Here is a 16,096-nt window from a genome sequence, read left to right on the forward strand (position 1 = left end):
ACAGCTCAGGGCTCCAGGTCCAGGCTCTTGATCCACAGCGCACGCCGCGCCTCGGCCACGATCCGTGCGGTGACGGCGATCGCCGCAGGATGGTCGTCGATCCGGAGCAGATCGGTGCGCGCGGGAGCGGCGCCGGCAGCGCCAGGGGCGTCGGTGGGGCGGTGGTCGCTCATTCGGCATCCTCCGGTTCCAGCCGGTAATGGCCGGCGCCGACCAGAGCCAGCAGCACCGCGCGGCCCGGCTCGGACAGGGCGGTGTAGGCCCCGGCGTCGATCCGTTCGGCCGCGGCCAGGCGGCGCGCGTCCCCGGCATCCAGCAGGTGCATGCCGCCGCCGGCGTACAGCCGGGCGTGGCCGTCCGCGCCGCGCCGCCAGGCCATCCGGGACCAGGGGTGACGCAGCAGGCCGCCGCCCGCGGCCAGCCCGCGTTCCAGCGCCTCCACCGATGGCGCGGCCTCGGCGGCTGTGGGCAGCACCGCACTGCGGTAGGTGGTGATGAAGCCGCCGAACCAGTCACCCAGACGGTCGGGGTCGTCCATCCGCAGCTGGCGCAGGGCGGCCTCGACCCGCCCCAGCGCGGCGGCGTCGATTTCGTTGGGGTCGGCCACCGGGGTGATGTCGGGGTCGGCGTAGCGCAGCGTGTCCGGCGCTTCGGCGGCCAGGCTGTCGGCGTAATCGGCCAGCAGCTCGCCGGCACCCGGCGCGCGCATGCCGACCGAGAAGGTCAGGCACGGGTCCTCGGCGATGCCGTGGTGCGGCACGCCCGGCGGCAGGTAGAGCATGTCGCCCGGCGCCAGCACCCAGTCGTGGGTCGGGGTGAAGCGCTGCAGCAGCTTCAGCTCGACGTCCGGGCGGAAATCCAGCGGCGGGTTGGGCGAGGCGTCGATCCGCCAGCGGCGGTGGCCGCGCGCCTGCAGCAGGAACACGTCGTACTGGTCCACGTGCGCGCCGACCGAGCCGCCGGTGGCGGCGAAGCTCACCATCACATCGTCGATCCGCCAGCGCGGCAGGAACGCGAACTGGTCGAGCAGGGCGCGCAGGTCGACGTCCCACTTGTCCATGTCCTGCACCAGCAGGGTCCAGTCGTGGTCGGGCAGGCCGGGAAGTCGTCTTCGGCGAACGGCCCATAGCGGACGCGCCAGCCGTCCGTCGCGCGGTCGTGTTCGATCAGGCGCGCCAGCACGCCGTCCTCGCAGGCCAGCCCGGCCAGGTCCTCGGGCTCCAGCGGTGAGACATAGCCTGGGAAGGCGTTGCGGATCAGCAGCGGGCGCTTCTGCCAGTACTCGCGCAGGAAGCGTTCGGGCGGCATGCCCAGCGGGAAGGGGCCGGCGGCGGCGTCGATTTCGATGGCGGGCAGCAGGCCGGCCATGGGTTCAGATCTCCCGCGCCAGCCGCTCGGCCAGGCCGGTGTAGCGGGCCGGGGTCATGTCCAGCAGGCGCTGCTTGTCGGCGGCGGGCAGGTCCAGCGCTTCGATGAAGGCGCGCATCGACTCCGCGCGGATGCCCTGGCCGCGGGTCAGGGCCTTCAGTTGTTCATAGGGGTTCGGCAGGCCGTGGCGGCGCATCACCGTCTGCACCGCCTCGGCCAGCACTTCCCAGCTGGCGTCGAGGTCGGCGGCCAGCCGCTCCGGGTTGGCGCTGAGCTTGCCCAGGCCGCGCTGCAGGGCGTCGAAACCGATCAGCATGTGGCCGAAGGCGGTGCCCAGCGCGCGCAGCACGGTGGAATCGGTGAGGTCGCGTTGCCAGCGGCTGATCGGCAGCTTGGCGGCGAAGTGTTCGAACAGGGCGCTGGCGATGCCGAAATTGCCTTCCGCATTCTCGAAATCGATCGGGTTGACCTTGTGCGGCATGGTGCTGCTGCCGACTTCGCCGGCCTTCACCGCCTGCCTGAAATAACCTTGGGAGATATAGCCCCAGATGTCGCGGCAGAGGTCGATCGCGATGGTGTCGATCCGCTTGCAGGCGTCGCACAGCTCGGCCACGCCGTCGTGCGGTTCGATCTGGGTGGTGTAGGGCTGCCAGTCCAGGCCCAGCGACTCCACGAAGCGGCGCGAGAAGGTCGGCCAGTCCACGTCCGGATAGGCCGTCACATGCGCGTTGTAGTTGCCCACCGCGCCGTTGATCTTGCCCGGCATCGGCAGGGCGGCCAGCACTTCGCCCTGGCGCCGCAGGCGCGCGCCACCACGTTGGCCAGCTCCTTGCCGACGGTGGTGGGCGAGGCGGTCTGGCCGTGGGTGCGCGAGAGCATCGGCAGCGCGGCGTATTCGTGCGCCAGCGCGCGCAAGGTTTCGATCAGCGCATCGAGCTTCGGCAGCAGCACCTCCTGCCGCGCCTGGCTGAGCATCAGCGCGTAGGACAGGTTGTTGATGTCCTCGCTGGTGCAGGCGAAGTGCACGAATTCCAGCGCCGGGCCGAGTTCGGGGTCGTCCTTCAGACGCTCTTTGATGAAGTATTCGACTGCCTTCACGTCGTGGTTGGTGGTGGCTTCGATCGCCTTCACCCGCGCCGCGTCGTTCACCGAGAAGCCATTGGCCAGCGCCCGCAGGCGTGCCGCGGCGGCATCGGGAAAAGGGCTTGAGCTCGACGATGCCAGGATCGTTCGCCAGCGCCAGCAGCTCATTCCACCTCGACCTGCACGCGCGCCCGGATCAGTCCGTATTCGGAGAAGACCGGCCGCAGCGGGTCCACCTTGCCGGCGTAGCGGCCATCCAGCGGGGACAGGGCGGTGAGGGCGTGCGACATGGGCGGCGGGCGGCGTGCGAAAGGAAGCGCATTCTAAACCGTCGCGGCGTTATCCTCCGGACATTCCCGACCCGGAGCAGGCCATGACGACACGCGCATCCCGCCGCAAGCCGGCAAGCGGCTTCCGCACCGAGCACGACAGCATGGGCGCGCTGCAGGTGCCCGCCGCCGCGTTGTGGGGCGCGCAGACCCAGCGCGCGATCGCCAACTTCCATATCTCCGGACGGCCGCTGCCGCCGGCGTTCCTGCGCGCGCTGGCGCTGGTCAAGGCGGCGGCCGCCGTGGTCAACGGCCATCTCGGGCTGCTGGACGCGGCACGCAGCGAGGCCATCGTGCAGGCGGCCACCGCGATCGCCGCCGGCGCGCATCTGGACCAGTTCCCGATCGACCGCTACCAGACTGGCTCGGGCACCTCCAGCAACATGAACGCCAACGAGGTGATCGCGCACCTCGCCGCAGCGCGCTCGAAGCTGGCGATCCACCCGAACGATCATGTGAATCTCGGCCAGAGCAGCAATGACGTGGTGCCGACCAGCATCCGGGTGATGGCGGTGGTGGAGGCGCGGCAGACCCTGCTGCCGGCGTTGGCGCATTTGCGCAAGACCATCGACCGTCGCGGCAAGGCGCTGAAGGGCGTGGTCAAGACCGGGCGCACGCATTTGATGGATGCGATGCCGCTGACTTTCGCGCAGGAGTTTTCGGCGTGGTCGGCGCAGCTCGCCTCCGCGCAGGCACGGATCGAGGACAGCCTGAAGCGCGTGCACCGGCTGCCGATCGGCGGCACCGCCATCGGCACCGGCATCAATGCGCATCCGAAGTTCGGCAAGCGCGTGGCCAAGGCGCTGGCGGCCGCCACCGGCGCCAAGTTCGAGCAGGCCGGCAACCTGTTCGAAGGGCTGGCCGCGCAGGACGATCTGGTGGAGCTGTCCGGCCAGCTGTCCGCGCTGGCGGTGGCGCTGATGAAGATCGGCAACGACCTGCGCTGGATGAACTCCGGGCCGCTGGCGGGCCTGGGCGAGATCGAACTGCCGGCGCTGCAGCCGGGCAGCTCGATCATGCCGGGCAAGGTCAACCCGGTGATCCCGGAGGCGCTGTGCATGGCCTGCGCGCAGGTGATCGGTCTGCACCAGGCGATCACCGTGGCCGGCCAGAGCGGCAACTTCCAGCTCAACGTGATGCTGCCGCTGATCGCCAGCAATCTCGACGAGCAGCTGGTGCTGCTGGCCAATGCCATGCGCGCGCTGGCCGACCAGGCGATCGCCGGGCTGAAGGTGCGCACCGAGGGTGTGGCCGCCGCGCTGGAGCGCAACCCGATCCTGGTGACCGCGCTCAATCCGGTGATCGGCTACGAAAAGGCCGCGGCGATCGCCAAGCGCGCCTATGCCGAAGGCCGTCCGGTGCTGGCGGTGGCGCTGGAGGACAGCGGGCTGGACGAAGCCCGACTGCGCCGTCTGCTGGACCCGGCCGCGCTCACCCGCGGCGGCATCCATGCCGGCGCGGGCGGTGCAGGCTAGCCAGCGCGCGATTTTCCCGCCTCAATCCTCTTTGAACGCGCGAATGCTGCTGGCGCTTTCCACCACCCGGATGCGGTCGCCGACGGCCAGCGGATGCTCGGGGTCCTTGGCCTGCACCAACACGTACTCCTGGTCGCTGCCATCTTCTCGCCAGGTGATTTCCAGGCCGGCCTGCCTGGCCAGCGCGCGTTCGGCTTTCTCGCCCAGCGCCTGGCCGATGCCGGCCCCGAGCACGCCGCCGACCAGCTGCCCACGTCCGCCGCCGGTTTCGCTACCGGCGATGCCGCCCAGGCTGCCGCCCAGCACCTGGCCGGTGCCGGTGGTCGGGTTCTGCAGCGTCACCTCGCGCAGGGCCACGATGACCCCGTGGTGCACGATCATCTTCTGCATGACGTCCATCGGGCCGTAGGTGCTGGGGGGCGGGGTGCTGGCACAGCTGGAGAGCACACCCAGCAGCAGTGCCAGAAAGATCGGCTGGAGTGGATTGCGGGTGCCGGAGTGATTCGGGCGGAGCGACATACAGGCATCCTGAAAGCGCAGTCGTGGATGAGGAGCCGGGCCGCTGCCGCCGCCGGAACGACGAGGACTGGGGCGGCCCGCTGTCATCGCTATCGGATGCGGGCGTCGTTTTTTCATCGGGTCGGGCGCGTGCCGTGCGCCCGACCGGGCGGCTCACTTCACTGGCTGGTGACCGCCACGCCGCTGCCCTTGCCCTGCGACTTGCCGCAGTCGTCGATATCGGCCTGGGTCATGGTGGCGTAGGGCCTGAACGCCGGCAGCGAGGCCGCCAGCGACTGCTGCAGCGCCAGCAGCGGCGGCAGCTGGACGCACAGCTTGCGCGCCTCGGCCTCGATCTGGTCGCTCTTGGCCTGCATCCGGCGCTCGAAATCCTGGCGCGCCTGCTCGCCGCCGAAGGCAGCGCCCAGCGCGCCGCCCAGCGCCTCGCCGGCGATGTCCGCGCCACGGCCGCCGATCGCGATACCGGCCTCGGCCAGCGCGATCACGTGCTGGCGGTAGTCCAGCAACTGCCGGCGCTGGGCGGCGTCGATGGCGACGGCTTTGCCCTCGATCAGCAAATCGCCCTGCGGGGTGATCTCGGCCTTCGGCAGGCGCGAGGTGTCGTGCCGCACCTGCCTGCCGTTGATGTTGAGGTCGATGTTGCCGTTGAGGCTGAGGTTTTTTTCGCGCAGTTCCTTGCGCGCCTCGGTCAGGGCCTTGTCCACCTGCTGGCCGATGAAGCCGAGCGGGGCGTCGGCGGAGGCAGGGGCGGCCGGCGGCGCGGGCGGGGCCGGGGGGCTTGCTGCAGGCGGCCAGCGGCAGGGTGGCGGCGAGCGCGAGGGCGAGATGGGTGCGGTGCGTGCGGTGCATGGTTGGATCCTCGAAAGAATGGGGCAGTGGCGGGCGCTCAGTTGTCGTCGCGCCAGCGGCGCAGGCGGATGCTGGCGGTGATCATCACCACCCCGGCGGCGACACCGATCCAGAGCTGCGGGGTGGCCAGCGTCGCGTACATCGTCCTGAGCGCGGCCATGTGCCCGAAGTGGCCGTCCTTGAATATGCCGAGGTCGGTCACGCCGAACCAGGAACCGGGGAACACGCCGCCCAGCAGGTGCGCCACCACGTGCTTCCAGAACCAGCTGCTCTGGAGGTCGAACAGGTGCAGCAGGTCGAACCAGCTGATGAACACCCCGGCGAACACCGGCAGCATGATCGCCCACAGGAACGGCTTGCTGCGCGCCCAGGCCGAGCACAGCATCAGCCAGCCGGCGCTGGGCAGCGCCCACAGCGCGTACACCGGGATCGCCGCGATCGCCAGGCCCGCGTTGGCCAGCAGGTTGCCGGGGCTCCACAGCAGGGTCAGCGGGTTGCCGTGGTGGAGCAGCACGAACACGCTGAGCACCAGCAGGAACGCGACCATGCAGGCGATCCCGACCGCCACCGCGAGGGCCGGCGCCACCAGCAGCGCGCTGGCCGCCTTCGCCAGCACGGTGTCGCGGTCGGAGACCGGCAGCGACTTCCAGAACAGCACGCTGCGGTTTTTGCGCTCGTCGTACAGGCTGCCCAGGCAGTAGAAGAACACCACGAAGCCGAGTGCCAGCAGGGGCCAGAACATGGCCGTGGCGGTGCTCATGCTGACGCCGTCGGCCAGCTTCTGCAGGTCCTCCGGCGACATCTTGTCGGTCATCAGGCTCAGGTCGAGGCCGTTGACGATCACCTGGCCATCGACCCGGAGGCCGCCGTGCTCGGTCACCGTCCGGCGCAGCCCCACCTCGGCCATCACCAGCGCCATCAGGGTCAAGAGCAGGGAGATGCCGCCGGCCCAGACCGGCGCCCAGAGGAAGCCGCCCTTGTGCTCCCAGAACTCGCGCTTGAGCAGCAGCCTCAGCTTGTGGGTGGCGTGCGGCGGGGTGCGTGCGGGCGCGCGCGAAGCGGCGTCGAAGCCGTCCATGTCGGTGCGGGCGTTCATGCGTAGGTTCCTTTCATGGTGGCGACGAACAGGTCGGCCAGGCCGGGGGTGCGGGTTTCGCCAAGCTCGGCCAGGCGCGCCGGGTCGGCGCCGTCGAACAGCATCACGGTCTTGCCGAACGGCAGGCTGCGCTCGTCGACCGGCCGCAGTGCGCGCGCTTCCTCGAGCCGGTCGGCGTTCACCAGGACCTCGAGATAGCGCTCGCCGAGCGTGTCCATCGCGGTTTCCAGCACGATCTTGCCGGCGCGGATGAACATCACGTCGGTCAGGATGTGCTCGATCTCCTCGACCTGGTGGGTGGTGACCAGGATGGTCTTGCCCTCGTCGAAGTAGTCCTCCAGCAGGCGCTGGTAGAACTGCTTGCGGTAGAGGATGTCCAGGCCGATGGTGGGCTCGTCCAGCACCAGCAGGCGGGCGTCGATCGCCATCACCAGCGCCAGGTGCAGCTGCACGATCATGCCCTTGGACATCTCGCGCACCTTCATGCCGGGCTTGAGCTGGGTGCCTTCCAGGAAGCGCTGGCAGCGCGCGGCATCGAAGCGCGGGTGCACCCCGGCGACGAACTCGATCGCCTGCGCCACCGTGATCCAGCGCGGCAGCACGGCCACGTCGGCGATGAAGCAGACGTCGTTCATCAATGCGTCGCGCTGGGTGCGCGGGTCCTTGCCCAAGACCTGCAGCTCGCCCTCGAACGGGATCAGGCCGAGGATCGCCTTGAGCGCGGTGGTCTTGCCGGCGCCGTTGGGGCCGATCAGGCCGACGATGCGGCCGGCCGGGATTTCGAAGCGGGCATCATCCAGCGCCAGCGTGTTCTTGTAGGCCTTGCGCAGGCCGCGGGCGGCCACCACGGGCAGGTTCGTGTCGGCGTTCACTTCTTCCCCCATTTCTGCTGCGGATCCAGCAGTTCTTCGATGTTCAGGCCCAGGCGCTGGATGCGTTCCAATACCTGCGGCCATTCCTCGCGCAGGAAGCGCTCGCGCTCGCTCTGCAGCAGGCGCGCGGTGGCGCCCTCGGTGACGTACATGCCAAGCCCCCTGCGTTTTTCGACGAGTTGGTCGTCCGCGAGCTCCTGGTAGGCGCGCGAGACGGTGATCGGGTTCAGCTGGTATTCGGCGGCCACCTGCCGCACCGAAGGCAGGGCATCGCCCGGCTTCAGCACGCCGTCCAGCATCATCGCGATCACGCGCTCCTTGAGCTGGCGGTAGATGGGAGCGCCATCGCTCCATTCGACGGTGGCCATGGCTCAGCTCCGCGGTGCAAAGGAGAAGAACGGCATCCGTACCGATTGTCGCAACGGGCGTGTGCCGGTCCGCGCCGCGGGGGCGTCCAGCGCGGGCGCCAGGCCGGCCAGGGCGGCGTCCTGCAGTGGCGCGTCCTGGGCCAGCGATGCCGGGGCGGAGGAGGTGGCCGGGGTACTGGCCAGCAGCGCGATGACGAACAGGGCGCTCGAGGCCAGGGCCGCCATCAGGGAGTTGTGGAGCTTGCGGTTCATGGGGAACGTCCTGCTCTGGGCATTTGGTGTTGTAGGAAACTATAACACTGGGGCCTTACCTGTCAAGCCCCCTTGTGCCCCCAACCAAAGACAGGGGTGGGCACGGGCCGGCGCGCGCGAAGGCGATGCGAAGGATTGCCGCTGCCGGGCCGGGGAACGACAATGGCGCGTTGCCCGGCCGGCCTGTGTGCCCGTGGCGGGCGCTTCCGGAGAGCGACACGATGCGGTTTTCATTGCGGCGGCCCTGGGCCGCGCTGCTGGCCCTGGCCCTGGTGGTGGGTACGCTGCAGGCGCAGGAAGCAACGCTTTCCGGCGAGCGCGAGCAGGTGGGCTACATGCTGGGCCTGGATGCCGGCCGTAGCGTCGGCCCTGGCCTACCGGACGTGGACATGGCCGCATTCCAGCGCGCGGTCGAGAACGCACTGGCCGGCGGCAAGCCGCTGCTGGCGCCGGACGAGGCGCGCGCCACCTGGCAGGGGCTGATGGCGAACATCGCCGCGCGCAAGGCCGGCAAGCCGGCGGCGACCCTGGACCGCGCCAGGGTGGGCCTGCTGCTGGGCGCCACCGTCGGCCTGACGCTGCAGGATGCGCGCGGAGAATTCGACATGCCGATGTTCCTGCGCGGGGTGAAGGACGGCGCCGACCCGGCCGCCAGGCCGCTGCTGGACGCGGCGCAGCTCGCCCAGGTGCGCAGCCGCTTCTCGGCGCGGCTGGAGGAAAAGCGCGCGGCGGAGCGCAAGCGCGAGGGCGACTCCGCGCTCGAGAAGGAGCAGGCGTTCCTGGCCAGGAACCGCCAGGTGAAGGGCGTGTTCGTCACCCCCAGCGGGCTGCAGTACCAGATCCTGCGCCAGGGCAGCGGCGTGCGCCCGAAGCCCGGTCAGCGGGTCAAGGTGGATTATGTCGGCACCCTGCTGGACGGCACCAAGTTCGACAGTTCCTACGATCGCGGCGAGCCCGCCGAATTCGGCCTCGACCAGGTCATCAAGGGCTGGAGCGAAGGCGTGGCGATGATGCCGGTCGGCGCCAAGTACCGGTTCTGGATCCCGGCCGCGCTCGGCTACGGCGAAAAAGGCGCCGGCCGCGACATCCCACCCAATGCCACCCTGGTGTTCGACGTGGAACTGTTGGGCGTCGAATGAGTCCAACCCCACTGGTTTGCCCGTAATCGCGTTCCTGCCAGCGCCCGCGCCGGCTTTCCCGCCACGCCGTTTCCCATGCCACTTCCCCGGAGTTTCCCGCAGATGAAGCCGATCGTCCGTCCCACCCCTGCTTGCCCTGGCCACCGTGCTGGCCGTGTCCGCCTGCAATACCGAAAAGAAACCGGTGGAGGTGTCCGATGCCGCCGCGCAGGCAAGCCAAGTCCGCCGACGAGAAGACCGGCTACCCCGGCCTGCCGACCGAGAAGGAGCAGGTGAGCTATGCCATCGGCATGGCGATGGGCAAGCAGCTGTCCGAGATCAAGGACGAGGTCAATACCGACACCGTGGTGAAGGCCCTGCGCACCCAGATGACCGGCGGCAAGGCGCTGATCACCGAGGCCCAGGCGCAGCAGATCATGCAAGGCTTCGGCCAGCGCATGCAGGCCAAGCAGATCGCCAGGATGATGGAAGAGGCCAAGGCCAACCTGGAGAAGGGCGAGAAGTTCCTGGCCGAGAACGCCAAGAAGCCGGGCGTGGTCACCACGGCGTCTGGGCTGCAGTACCAGGTCATCACCGAGGGCAAGGGTCCGAAGCCGGGCGCCAATGATGGCGTGAAGGTGAACTACAAGGGCAGCCTGCTGGACGGCACCGAGTTCGACAGCTCCTACAAGCGCGGCGAGCCGGCGGTGCTGCCGCTGCAGGGCGTGATCCCGGGCTGGGCCGAGGGCCTGCAGCTGATGCCGGTCGGCTCCAAGTACAAGTTCTGGATCCCGGCCAAGCTGGCCTACGGCGAGCAGGCGCCGCCGATGATCGGCCCCAACCAGGTGCTGGAGTTCGAGGTCGAGCTGCTGGAGATCGTCAAGCCGCCGCGCGGCGCGCAGTAAGGCCGGCGCAGTAAACTCCGCGCTGTCGTTCGAGGCCCGGCGCTGCGAGCGCGCCCGGGCTTTTTCTTTCCGGAGGCAATGGATATGCGCATCTGCATTTTCGGTACCGGCTACGTGGGCCTGGTGACGGGCACCTGCCTGGCCGAGGTGGGCCACGAGGTGGTGTGCGTGGACATCGATGCGGCCAAGGTCGCGGGCCTGAACCGCGGCGAGGTGCCGATCTACGAGCCGGGCCTCACGCCGATGGTCAAGGCCAACCATGCCGCCGGGCGGTTGCGCTTCACCACCGACGCGGCGGAGGGCATCGCCCATGGCGAGGTGCATTTCATCGCGGTCGGCACGCCGCCGGACGAGGATGGCAGCGCCGACCTGCAGTATGTGCTGGCGGTGGCGCGCACCATCGGCCAGCATCTGCAACGCCCGGCAATCGTGGTGGACAAGTCCACCGTGCCGGTGGGCACCGCCGACCGCGTGCGCGCGGCGATCAAAGACGAGCTGGCATCACGCGGGGTGGAGATTGCCTTCCACGTGGTCTCCAACCCGGAGTTCCTGAAGGAGGGCGCGGCGGTGGAGGACTGCATGCGCCCGGACCGCATCGTGATCGGCACCGACAGCCCGCAGGCGCTGGAGACACTGCGCCGGCTCTATGCGCCGTTCAACCGCAACCACGAGCGGATCGTGGCGATGGACGTGCGTTCGGCCGAGCTGACCAAGTACGCCGCCAACGCGATGCTGGCGACCAAGATCAGCTTCATGAACGAGATCGCCAACATCGCCGAGCAGGTCGGCGCGGACGTGGAGATGGTGCGCAAGGGCATCGGCTCCGATCCGCGTATCGGCTGGCATTTCATCTATCCCGGCGCCGGCTACGGCGGCTCCTGCTTCCCAAGGACGTGCAGGCGCTGGCGCGCACCGCGCAGCAGCATGGGGTGACGCCGCGCCTGCTGGGCGCGGTGGAGGCGGTGAATGCCGCGCAGAAGCAGCATCTGTTTACGTTGATGACGCGCCATTACGGGGGTGCCGAATCCCTGCGCGGCAAGACCGTGGCGCTGTGGGGGCTGGCGTTCAAGCCGAATACCGACGACATGCGCGAGGCGTCCAGCCGCGCCCTGCTGGCGCAGCTGTGGGAAGCAGGGGCGCGGGTGCAGGCCTTCGATCCCGAGGCGATGGGCGAGGCGCGGCGGCTCTTCGGTGCGCGTGAGGACCTGCAGCTGTGTGACAGCGCGCAGGCCGCGCTGCAGGGCGCGGATGCGCTGGTGGTCGTCACCGAGTGGAAGCAGTTCCGCAGCCCGGATTTTGCGCAGCTGCGCACGCAGCTTGCGGATGCGGTGATCTTCGACGGCCGCAACCTGTACGCTCCGGCCGAGGTCGAGGCGGCGGGCATCGCCTATTACGGCATTGGGCGCGGCCGTTCGCTGCGGCGGGAGGCGCTGGCGTGATCGATCCCGAGCTCGAGCGTCGGCTGGTGGATCTGGAAACGCGGCTGGCGTTCCAGGAGCACGCGCTGCAGGAGCTCAGCGATGCGCTGGCCGCCGCGCGCGCCGAGGAATCTGCCAATGCGCTGCGCCTGCATCGCGCATTGGAGGAGTTGCGCCAGCTGCGCAGCGCGCTGGCCAACAGCCCGGCGGTGGGCGATGCTGCCAGCGAGCCGCCGCCCCCGCATTACTGATGGTTCCGATCGTCCGTTTTTCGCCAGCGAGTACGCCATGAGCAATTCCCTCCGCGACCAGCTGCTGGGCCTGGGCTTCAAGGACGTCCCGAAGCCCGCCGCGCGCCCGAAGCAGGAACCGCGCCGGCAGGACGCCCGCAAATCGGCGCCGGGACAGAGCGGCAAGCCCGCGCGTCCGTCGCGCCCGCCCGCGCCGCGCACGCGCGAGGACATCGACCTGGCCAAGGCCTATGCGATCCGCGCGCAGAAGGAAAAGGACGAGCGCATCGCGGCCGAGCGCCGCAAGCAGGAGGAAGCGCGCCAGCGCCGCGAGGCCAAGGCGAAGCTGGAGGCCTTTCTGCAGGGCAAGGCGCTGAACGCGGCCGACGCCGAGCACGTGCGCCATTTCGAATACGGCGGCAAGATCAAGCGCGTGCACGTCACCGCCGGGCAGCTGAAGGCGCTCAACGCCGGCCAGCTCGGCGTGGTCCAGCTCAACGGGCGCTACCTGCTGGTGGACGCCGCGGTGCTGGCCGAGGCCGAGGCCATCTTCGCCCCGGCCGTCGCGCTCAAGGTGGATCCGAATGCTCCGGCCGAGGAAGATCCCTATTCCGACCCGAAGTACCAGGTGCCGGACGACCTGATGTGGTGAGGTCTGGGCGCGCGGCGGTCATCCCGCGGCGCGCTGGCGCATCCACTCCCGCATCGCCTGTTCTGGCAGCGGGCGGCTGAACAGGTAGCCCTGGAAGATGTCGCAGCCGGCCTGCAGCAGGCGGGCATGCTGGGCCTCGGTTTCCACGCCCTCGGCCAGGACCTGCATGTCCAGCTGGTGGGCCATGCCGATGATCGCCTCGATCAGCGCGGCCGGCCGCTTGCCGAGGTCTGGATGCGGCTGCGCGTCGATGTCGATCACGAAGCTGCGGTCGATCTTGAGGGTGTTGATCGGCATCCGCTTGAGGTAGGACAGGCTGGAATAGCCGGTGCCGAAGTCGTCCAGCGCCAGCTTCACGCCGTGCCGGCGCAGCACCTGCATCTTCTCCAGCGTGGCCTCCAGGTCGTCGGACAACACGCTCTCGGTCAGCTCCAGCTCCAGCAGCAGCGGGTTGCCGGCAAGCCGATCCAGCAGGTCCTCGATCCGGTGCACGAAGTCCGGCTCGCGGAACTGGCGCGGGCTCACGTTCACGCCCATGGCCAGGTCATGCGGCCATGGCGCGCCGTCCTCGCGGTTGGCCCGGCAGCGCTGCATGCAGGCCACCGCTTCTTCCAGCACCCAGTAGCCCAGCGGCACGATCAGGCCGCTGGCCTCGGCCTCCGCGATGAACTCGCCCGGGGCCACCAGCCCGCGTTCCGGGTGCTGCCAGCGCACCAGCGCCTCGATTCCGCGCAGCTGGCCGTGCGCGTCCACCTGCGGCTGGTAATGCAGCAGCAGCTGGCCGCCGGCATCCAGTGCGGCCTTGAGGTCGTTGCGCAGGCGCAGGCGCCGGCTGGCGGCCTGCTGCAGGTCGTGGGCGAAAAACCGGATACGGTTGCCGCTGGCCAGCTTGGCCTGGTGCATCGCGGTCTCCGCCTCGCGCAGCAGCTCGCCGGGATCGCGGCTGTCGTTGGGGATCATCGCCACCCCGGCGCTGGCGCTCAGGTGCAGGGTATGGTCCTGCACCGCAAGCGGTTGCTCAAGACTGGCCAGCAACCGTTCCACGGTGCGCGCGGCCTGGGTGGAAGCCTGTTCCAGCGCCGGCTCCAGCTCCGGCATCAGCAGACTGAAGGTGTCGCCATGCAGGCGCGCCAGCAGCTGGCCCTGCTGCAACTGGTGGGTTAGGCGCTGGGCCACCCCGCGCAGCACCGCGTCGCCGACGGCCATGCCCAGCGATTCGTTGATCGCGGTAAACCCGTCGAGATCGAAGGCAGCCAGCGCGGCGTGCTGGCCACGCAGTCTGGTGGTGGCGAGCTCGTCCACCACCCGTTCCTGCAGGTATTTGCGGTTGGGCAGGCCGGTCAGCGGGTCGAAGTTGGACAGCTGCCGGATTTCCTCCTCGGCCGCCAGGCGTTCGCGGATGTCGTGGGCGGCGACCACCCGCAGGCTGTGCCCGCCGCTCTGCCATTCGCGCACCGCCACCTCGGTGGGCACGATGCTGCCGTCCGCGGCCAGGAAGTCCAGCGCCCAGCGCCCCTCCATGCCGCGTGTGGACAGCTCGCGCTTGCGCTGGCGGTCGTGTTCGGCGATCAGGGTGTAGATGTCGCGCCCCCTGAGCGTCTCGGCCGGCAGGCCGATCAGGCGGCCGGCAGCGGCGTTGGCATCGACAATGGTGCCGCCGTCATGGATGAAGATGGCTTCGGTGGCGGCATCCGACAGGTGGCGGTAGCGCGCCTCGCTCTCGGTCAGGGCCAGGCGGCTGTGCTGCAGGTCCTCGGCCATGCGGGCCATGGCGTCCCCCAGCGCCTTGAACTCGCCGCTACCGCGCAGCTGCGGGATCGCATCGAACTGGCCCTGGCCGATCCATTGCATGCCCTGTGCCAGCGCCTGCGCCGGGCGCAGGATGAAGCGCTGGGCCAGTGCGTACAGCAGCAGCATGGTCAGTACCAGCACCGCGGCTGACAGCCCGGCCATCTCCAGGCTGCGTTGCCAGGCCTCGGTCTGCAGCGGCGTCAGGTCGTAGTCGATCAGCAGCAGTCCGATTCGATTCGAGCGCAATTCGTCGGGCCGCAGCTCCATCACCAGGGGCGCCACTGCAAGCAGGTGGTTGTGTGCGGCATCCCACGCCAGGTACTCATGCCGCTGACTGCGGGCCTGCGCGGTCAGCTGGAGGGGGTAGCCAGGAATGACCCTGAGGGCGGGTTGGCCTTTCCATGCAAAGCGCGTGGCGGCCAGCACCTGGTTGCTTTCGTCGATCAGCGCGGCGCGCTGGACCATTGGCTCCAGCCCCAGCTCGGACAGGATGACGTCCACCCCGGGGCCGGTGTGCTGGCGCAGCACGGCTTCCAGGTTGCGGCGGGTCTGCAGCAGCTGCGCATGCGCGTTGCGATCAATGAACGTCTGCAGGTGCTGCCGGTAATTCTGGTGTTCCACCCACAGCAGCATGCCCAGCCGGATGATGGCCACGAAGGCGAGAAACAGCGGCAACCACAGCCGCAGGTTGATGACGCGGAGTGCGGGGATCGAAGTGCGTTCCATGCTCATTGGGCAGCCTCGTCACGGGTGAAACGGCCATCGAGCAGGCCGCGGGTATCCGGTGCGGTGGCCAGCAGGCCGTGCTGCTGCATCAGCGCCGCCTGGCGCCGGGCACTGGCCTGAAGCGCGGGCGTGCTCCCGCCGATCAAGGCCCGGTTGTAAGGCATGTCCGGCAGCACCAGGTCGGACAGCGACTGCGCCACGCCGGCCGGCGGCAGGCCCAGCCGCGGCGCCATCCGGGCCAGCGCATCCTCGCGGTGGCGGGCCAGATAGGCCAGCGCGCGCTGCTGGCCTGCGATCAGGCGGCGGATGTCCTCGGCGCAGCACCTCAGCGCTTCGTCGCGCACCACCAGCACGTCCACGATCTCGCCGGGCAGCTGGCGGCTGTCGAACAGCGCGTGCGCGCCTTCGTTTAGCAGCGACAGGCGCGATGGATCGAAGGTCACCAGCGCGTCCACGCGGCCTTTCCGGAATTCATCCGCATGCGCATCCACCGGTAGCGGGACGATATCGACATCGGCAGGAGTCAAGCCGGCCCGGTGCAACGCGGCATCCAGCAGGTAGGCGCCAGTCGCGGTCTGCTCCACCCCGATCCGGCGGCCGCGCAGGTCGGCAAGGGTCTCCACCCCCGCACGGCCCAGCACCGCATCCGCGCCGGCCGAGACATCCAGCACCCAGACGACGCGCAGCGGCACGCCCTCCGCGACGAGGGTCAGCGCCTCGTCCAGCGTCAGCGCGGCCGCGTCCAGCCGGCCCGAGCGCAGCGCATCCATCGATTGCGTGTTCGAGCTCAGCTCCACCAGCCGCAGCCGGCTGCCGTCGTAATACCCGAGGTCGCGCGCCAGATACAGCGGTTCATTGCCGGTCCAGACGTTGGTGCCGACGGTCAGCGGCTTCTGGTAGGTGGACGAGCAGGTGACAGGCAGCAGCAAAGGCAGGGCGGCCAGAAGCAGTACGCCCAGATGGGGCAGGTATCCCAATCCCTTGGCGAACAATCCCACGCATCCCCCTTGCGTTGCCGGATGGAACCCAGTGGCTAGTGGAACCG

14 protein-coding genes and 3 pseudogenes are annotated in these 16,096 nt (G+C 69.5%); 6 read left to right on the forward strand and 11 right to left on the reverse strand.

Features of this window, described 5'->3' with window-relative positions; genetic code table 11:
* Positions 1 to 5: 5 nt before the first annotated feature.
* From LJB71_RS06530 to purB, 3 genes and pseudogenes are all read right to left on the reverse strand, one after another.
* Positions 6 to 173, reverse strand: a complete 168-nt coding sequence (locus tag LJB71_RS06530) for a hypothetical protein (RefSeq protein WP_259303542.1) — start codon at positions 171 to 173, stop codon at positions 6 to 8.
* Positions 170 to 1,368 (reverse strand): annotated as a pseudogene (locus LJB71_RS06535) (cupin domain-containing protein). Before LJB71_RS06535 ends, LJB71_RS06530 begins: the two are co-directional and overlap by 4 nt.
* A gap of 4 nt (positions 1,369 to 1,372) precedes the next feature.
* Positions 1,373 to 2,741: pseudogene (purB, locus tag LJB71_RS06540) on the reverse strand (adenylosuccinate lyase).
* An 83-nt stretch (positions 2,742 to 2,824) separates the two neighbouring features.
* Between purB and LJB71_RS06545 the strand changes: the two are divergent.
* A complete protein-coding gene (locus LJB71_RS06545; protein ID WP_259303543.1) occupies positions 2,825 to 4,255 on the forward strand; it encodes a class II fumarate hydratase in 1,431 nt (476 codons plus the stop codon).
* 21 nt (positions 4,256 to 4,276) lie between these two features.
* Here LJB71_RS06545 and LJB71_RS06550 read toward each other — a convergent pair whose 3' ends face one another.
* The 6 genes from LJB71_RS06550 to LJB71_RS06575 all read right to left on the reverse strand — a co-directional run bounded on the left by LJB71_RS06550 (position 4,277) and on the right by LJB71_RS06575 (position 8,211).
* Positions 4,277 to 4,774: a hypothetical protein gene (locus tag LJB71_RS06550; RefSeq protein ID WP_259303544.1), complete on the reverse strand. Its 498-nt coding sequence runs from the start codon at positions 4,772 to 4,774 to the stop codon at positions 4,277 to 4,279.
* Positions 4,775 to 4,932: 158 nt separating this feature from the next.
* Complete coding sequence (locus LJB71_RS06555; protein WP_259303545.1) at positions 4,933 to 5,478, reverse strand: YggN family protein; 546 nt, start codon at positions 5,476 to 5,478, stop codon at positions 4,933 to 4,935.
* 182 nt (positions 5,479 to 5,660) lie between these two features.
* Positions 5,661 to 6,719 carry an ABC-2 transporter permease gene (locus LJB71_RS06560; protein ID WP_259303546.1) on the reverse strand — a complete coding sequence of 353 codons (1,059 nt, stop codon included), beginning with the start codon at positions 6,717 to 6,719 and terminating at the stop codon, positions 5,661 to 5,663.
* On the reverse strand, positions 6,716 to 7,591 hold the full coding sequence (locus LJB71_RS06565) for an ABC transporter ATP-binding protein (RefSeq protein ID WP_259303547.1): 876 nt from the start codon (positions 7,589 to 7,591) through the stop codon (positions 6,716 to 6,718). The genes LJB71_RS06560 and LJB71_RS06565 overlap by 4 nt, the downstream gene beginning before the upstream one ends.
* Positions 7,588 to 7,959 carry a GntR family transcriptional regulator gene (locus LJB71_RS06570; protein ID WP_259303548.1) on the reverse strand — a complete coding sequence of 124 codons (372 nt, stop codon included), beginning with the start codon at positions 7,957 to 7,959 and terminating at the stop codon, positions 7,588 to 7,590. The genes LJB71_RS06565 and LJB71_RS06570 overlap by 4 nt, the downstream gene beginning before the upstream one ends.
* Before the next feature lie 3 nt (positions 7,960 to 7,962).
* The gene (locus tag LJB71_RS06575; RefSeq protein WP_259303549.1) at positions 7,963 to 8,211 is read right to left on the reverse strand and encodes a hypothetical protein; all 249 of its coding nucleotides are present in this window, start codon (positions 8,209 to 8,211) and stop codon (positions 7,963 to 7,965) included.
* Between the two features lie 221 nt (positions 8,212 to 8,432).
* Between LJB71_RS06575 and LJB71_RS06580 the strand changes: the two genes are divergently transcribed.
* From LJB71_RS06580 to LJB71_RS06600, 5 genes and pseudogenes are all read left to right on the forward strand, one after another.
* A complete protein-coding gene (locus tag LJB71_RS06580) occupies positions 8,433 to 9,350 on the forward strand; it encodes an FKBP-type peptidyl-prolyl cis-trans isomerase (RefSeq protein WP_259303550.1) in 918 nt (305 codons plus the stop codon).
* A gap of 197 nt (positions 9,351 to 9,547) precedes the next feature.
* Positions 9,548 to 10,234, forward strand: a complete 687-nt coding sequence (locus tag LJB71_RS06585) for an FKBP-type peptidyl-prolyl cis-trans isomerase (RefSeq protein ID WP_259303551.1) — start codon at positions 9,548 to 9,550, stop codon at positions 10,232 to 10,234.
* Positions 10,235 to 10,318: 84 nt separating this feature from the next.
* Positions 10,319 to 11,673 (forward strand): annotated as a pseudogene (locus tag LJB71_RS06590) (UDP-glucose/GDP-mannose dehydrogenase family protein).
* The gene (locus tag LJB71_RS06595) at positions 11,670 to 11,903 is read left to right on the forward strand and encodes a SlyX family protein (protein ID WP_259303552.1); all 234 of its coding nucleotides are present in this window, start codon (positions 11,670 to 11,672) and stop codon (positions 11,901 to 11,903) included. The pseudogene LJB71_RS06590 and the gene LJB71_RS06595 overlap by 4 nt, the downstream one beginning before the upstream one ends.
* A 37-nt stretch (positions 11,904 to 11,940) precedes the next feature.
* Positions 11,941 to 12,534 carry a DUF2058 family protein gene (locus LJB71_RS06600; RefSeq protein ID WP_259303553.1) on the forward strand — a complete coding sequence of 198 codons (594 nt, stop codon included), beginning with the start codon at positions 11,941 to 11,943 and terminating at the stop codon, positions 12,532 to 12,534.
* 18 nt (positions 12,535 to 12,552) lie between these two features.
* Here LJB71_RS06600 and LJB71_RS06605 read toward each other — a convergent pair whose 3' ends face one another.
* Entirely contained in the window at positions 12,553 to 15,057 is a 2,505-nt protein-coding gene (locus LJB71_RS06605) for an EAL domain-containing protein (protein ID WP_259303554.1), read from the reverse strand.
* Positions 15,054 to 16,049: an ABC transporter substrate-binding protein gene (locus LJB71_RS06610; RefSeq protein ID WP_259303555.1), complete on the reverse strand. Its 996-nt coding sequence runs from the start codon at positions 16,047 to 16,049 to the stop codon at positions 15,054 to 15,056. The genes LJB71_RS06605 and LJB71_RS06610 overlap by 4 nt, the downstream gene beginning before the upstream one ends.
* Positions 16,050 to 16,096: the final 47 nt, after the last annotated feature.

Origin of the sequence: Thermomonas sp. S9 (assembly GCF_024704365.1) — a bacterium.
Classification (GTDB): Bacteria; Pseudomonadota; Gammaproteobacteria; order Xanthomonadales; family Xanthomonadaceae; genus Thermomonas.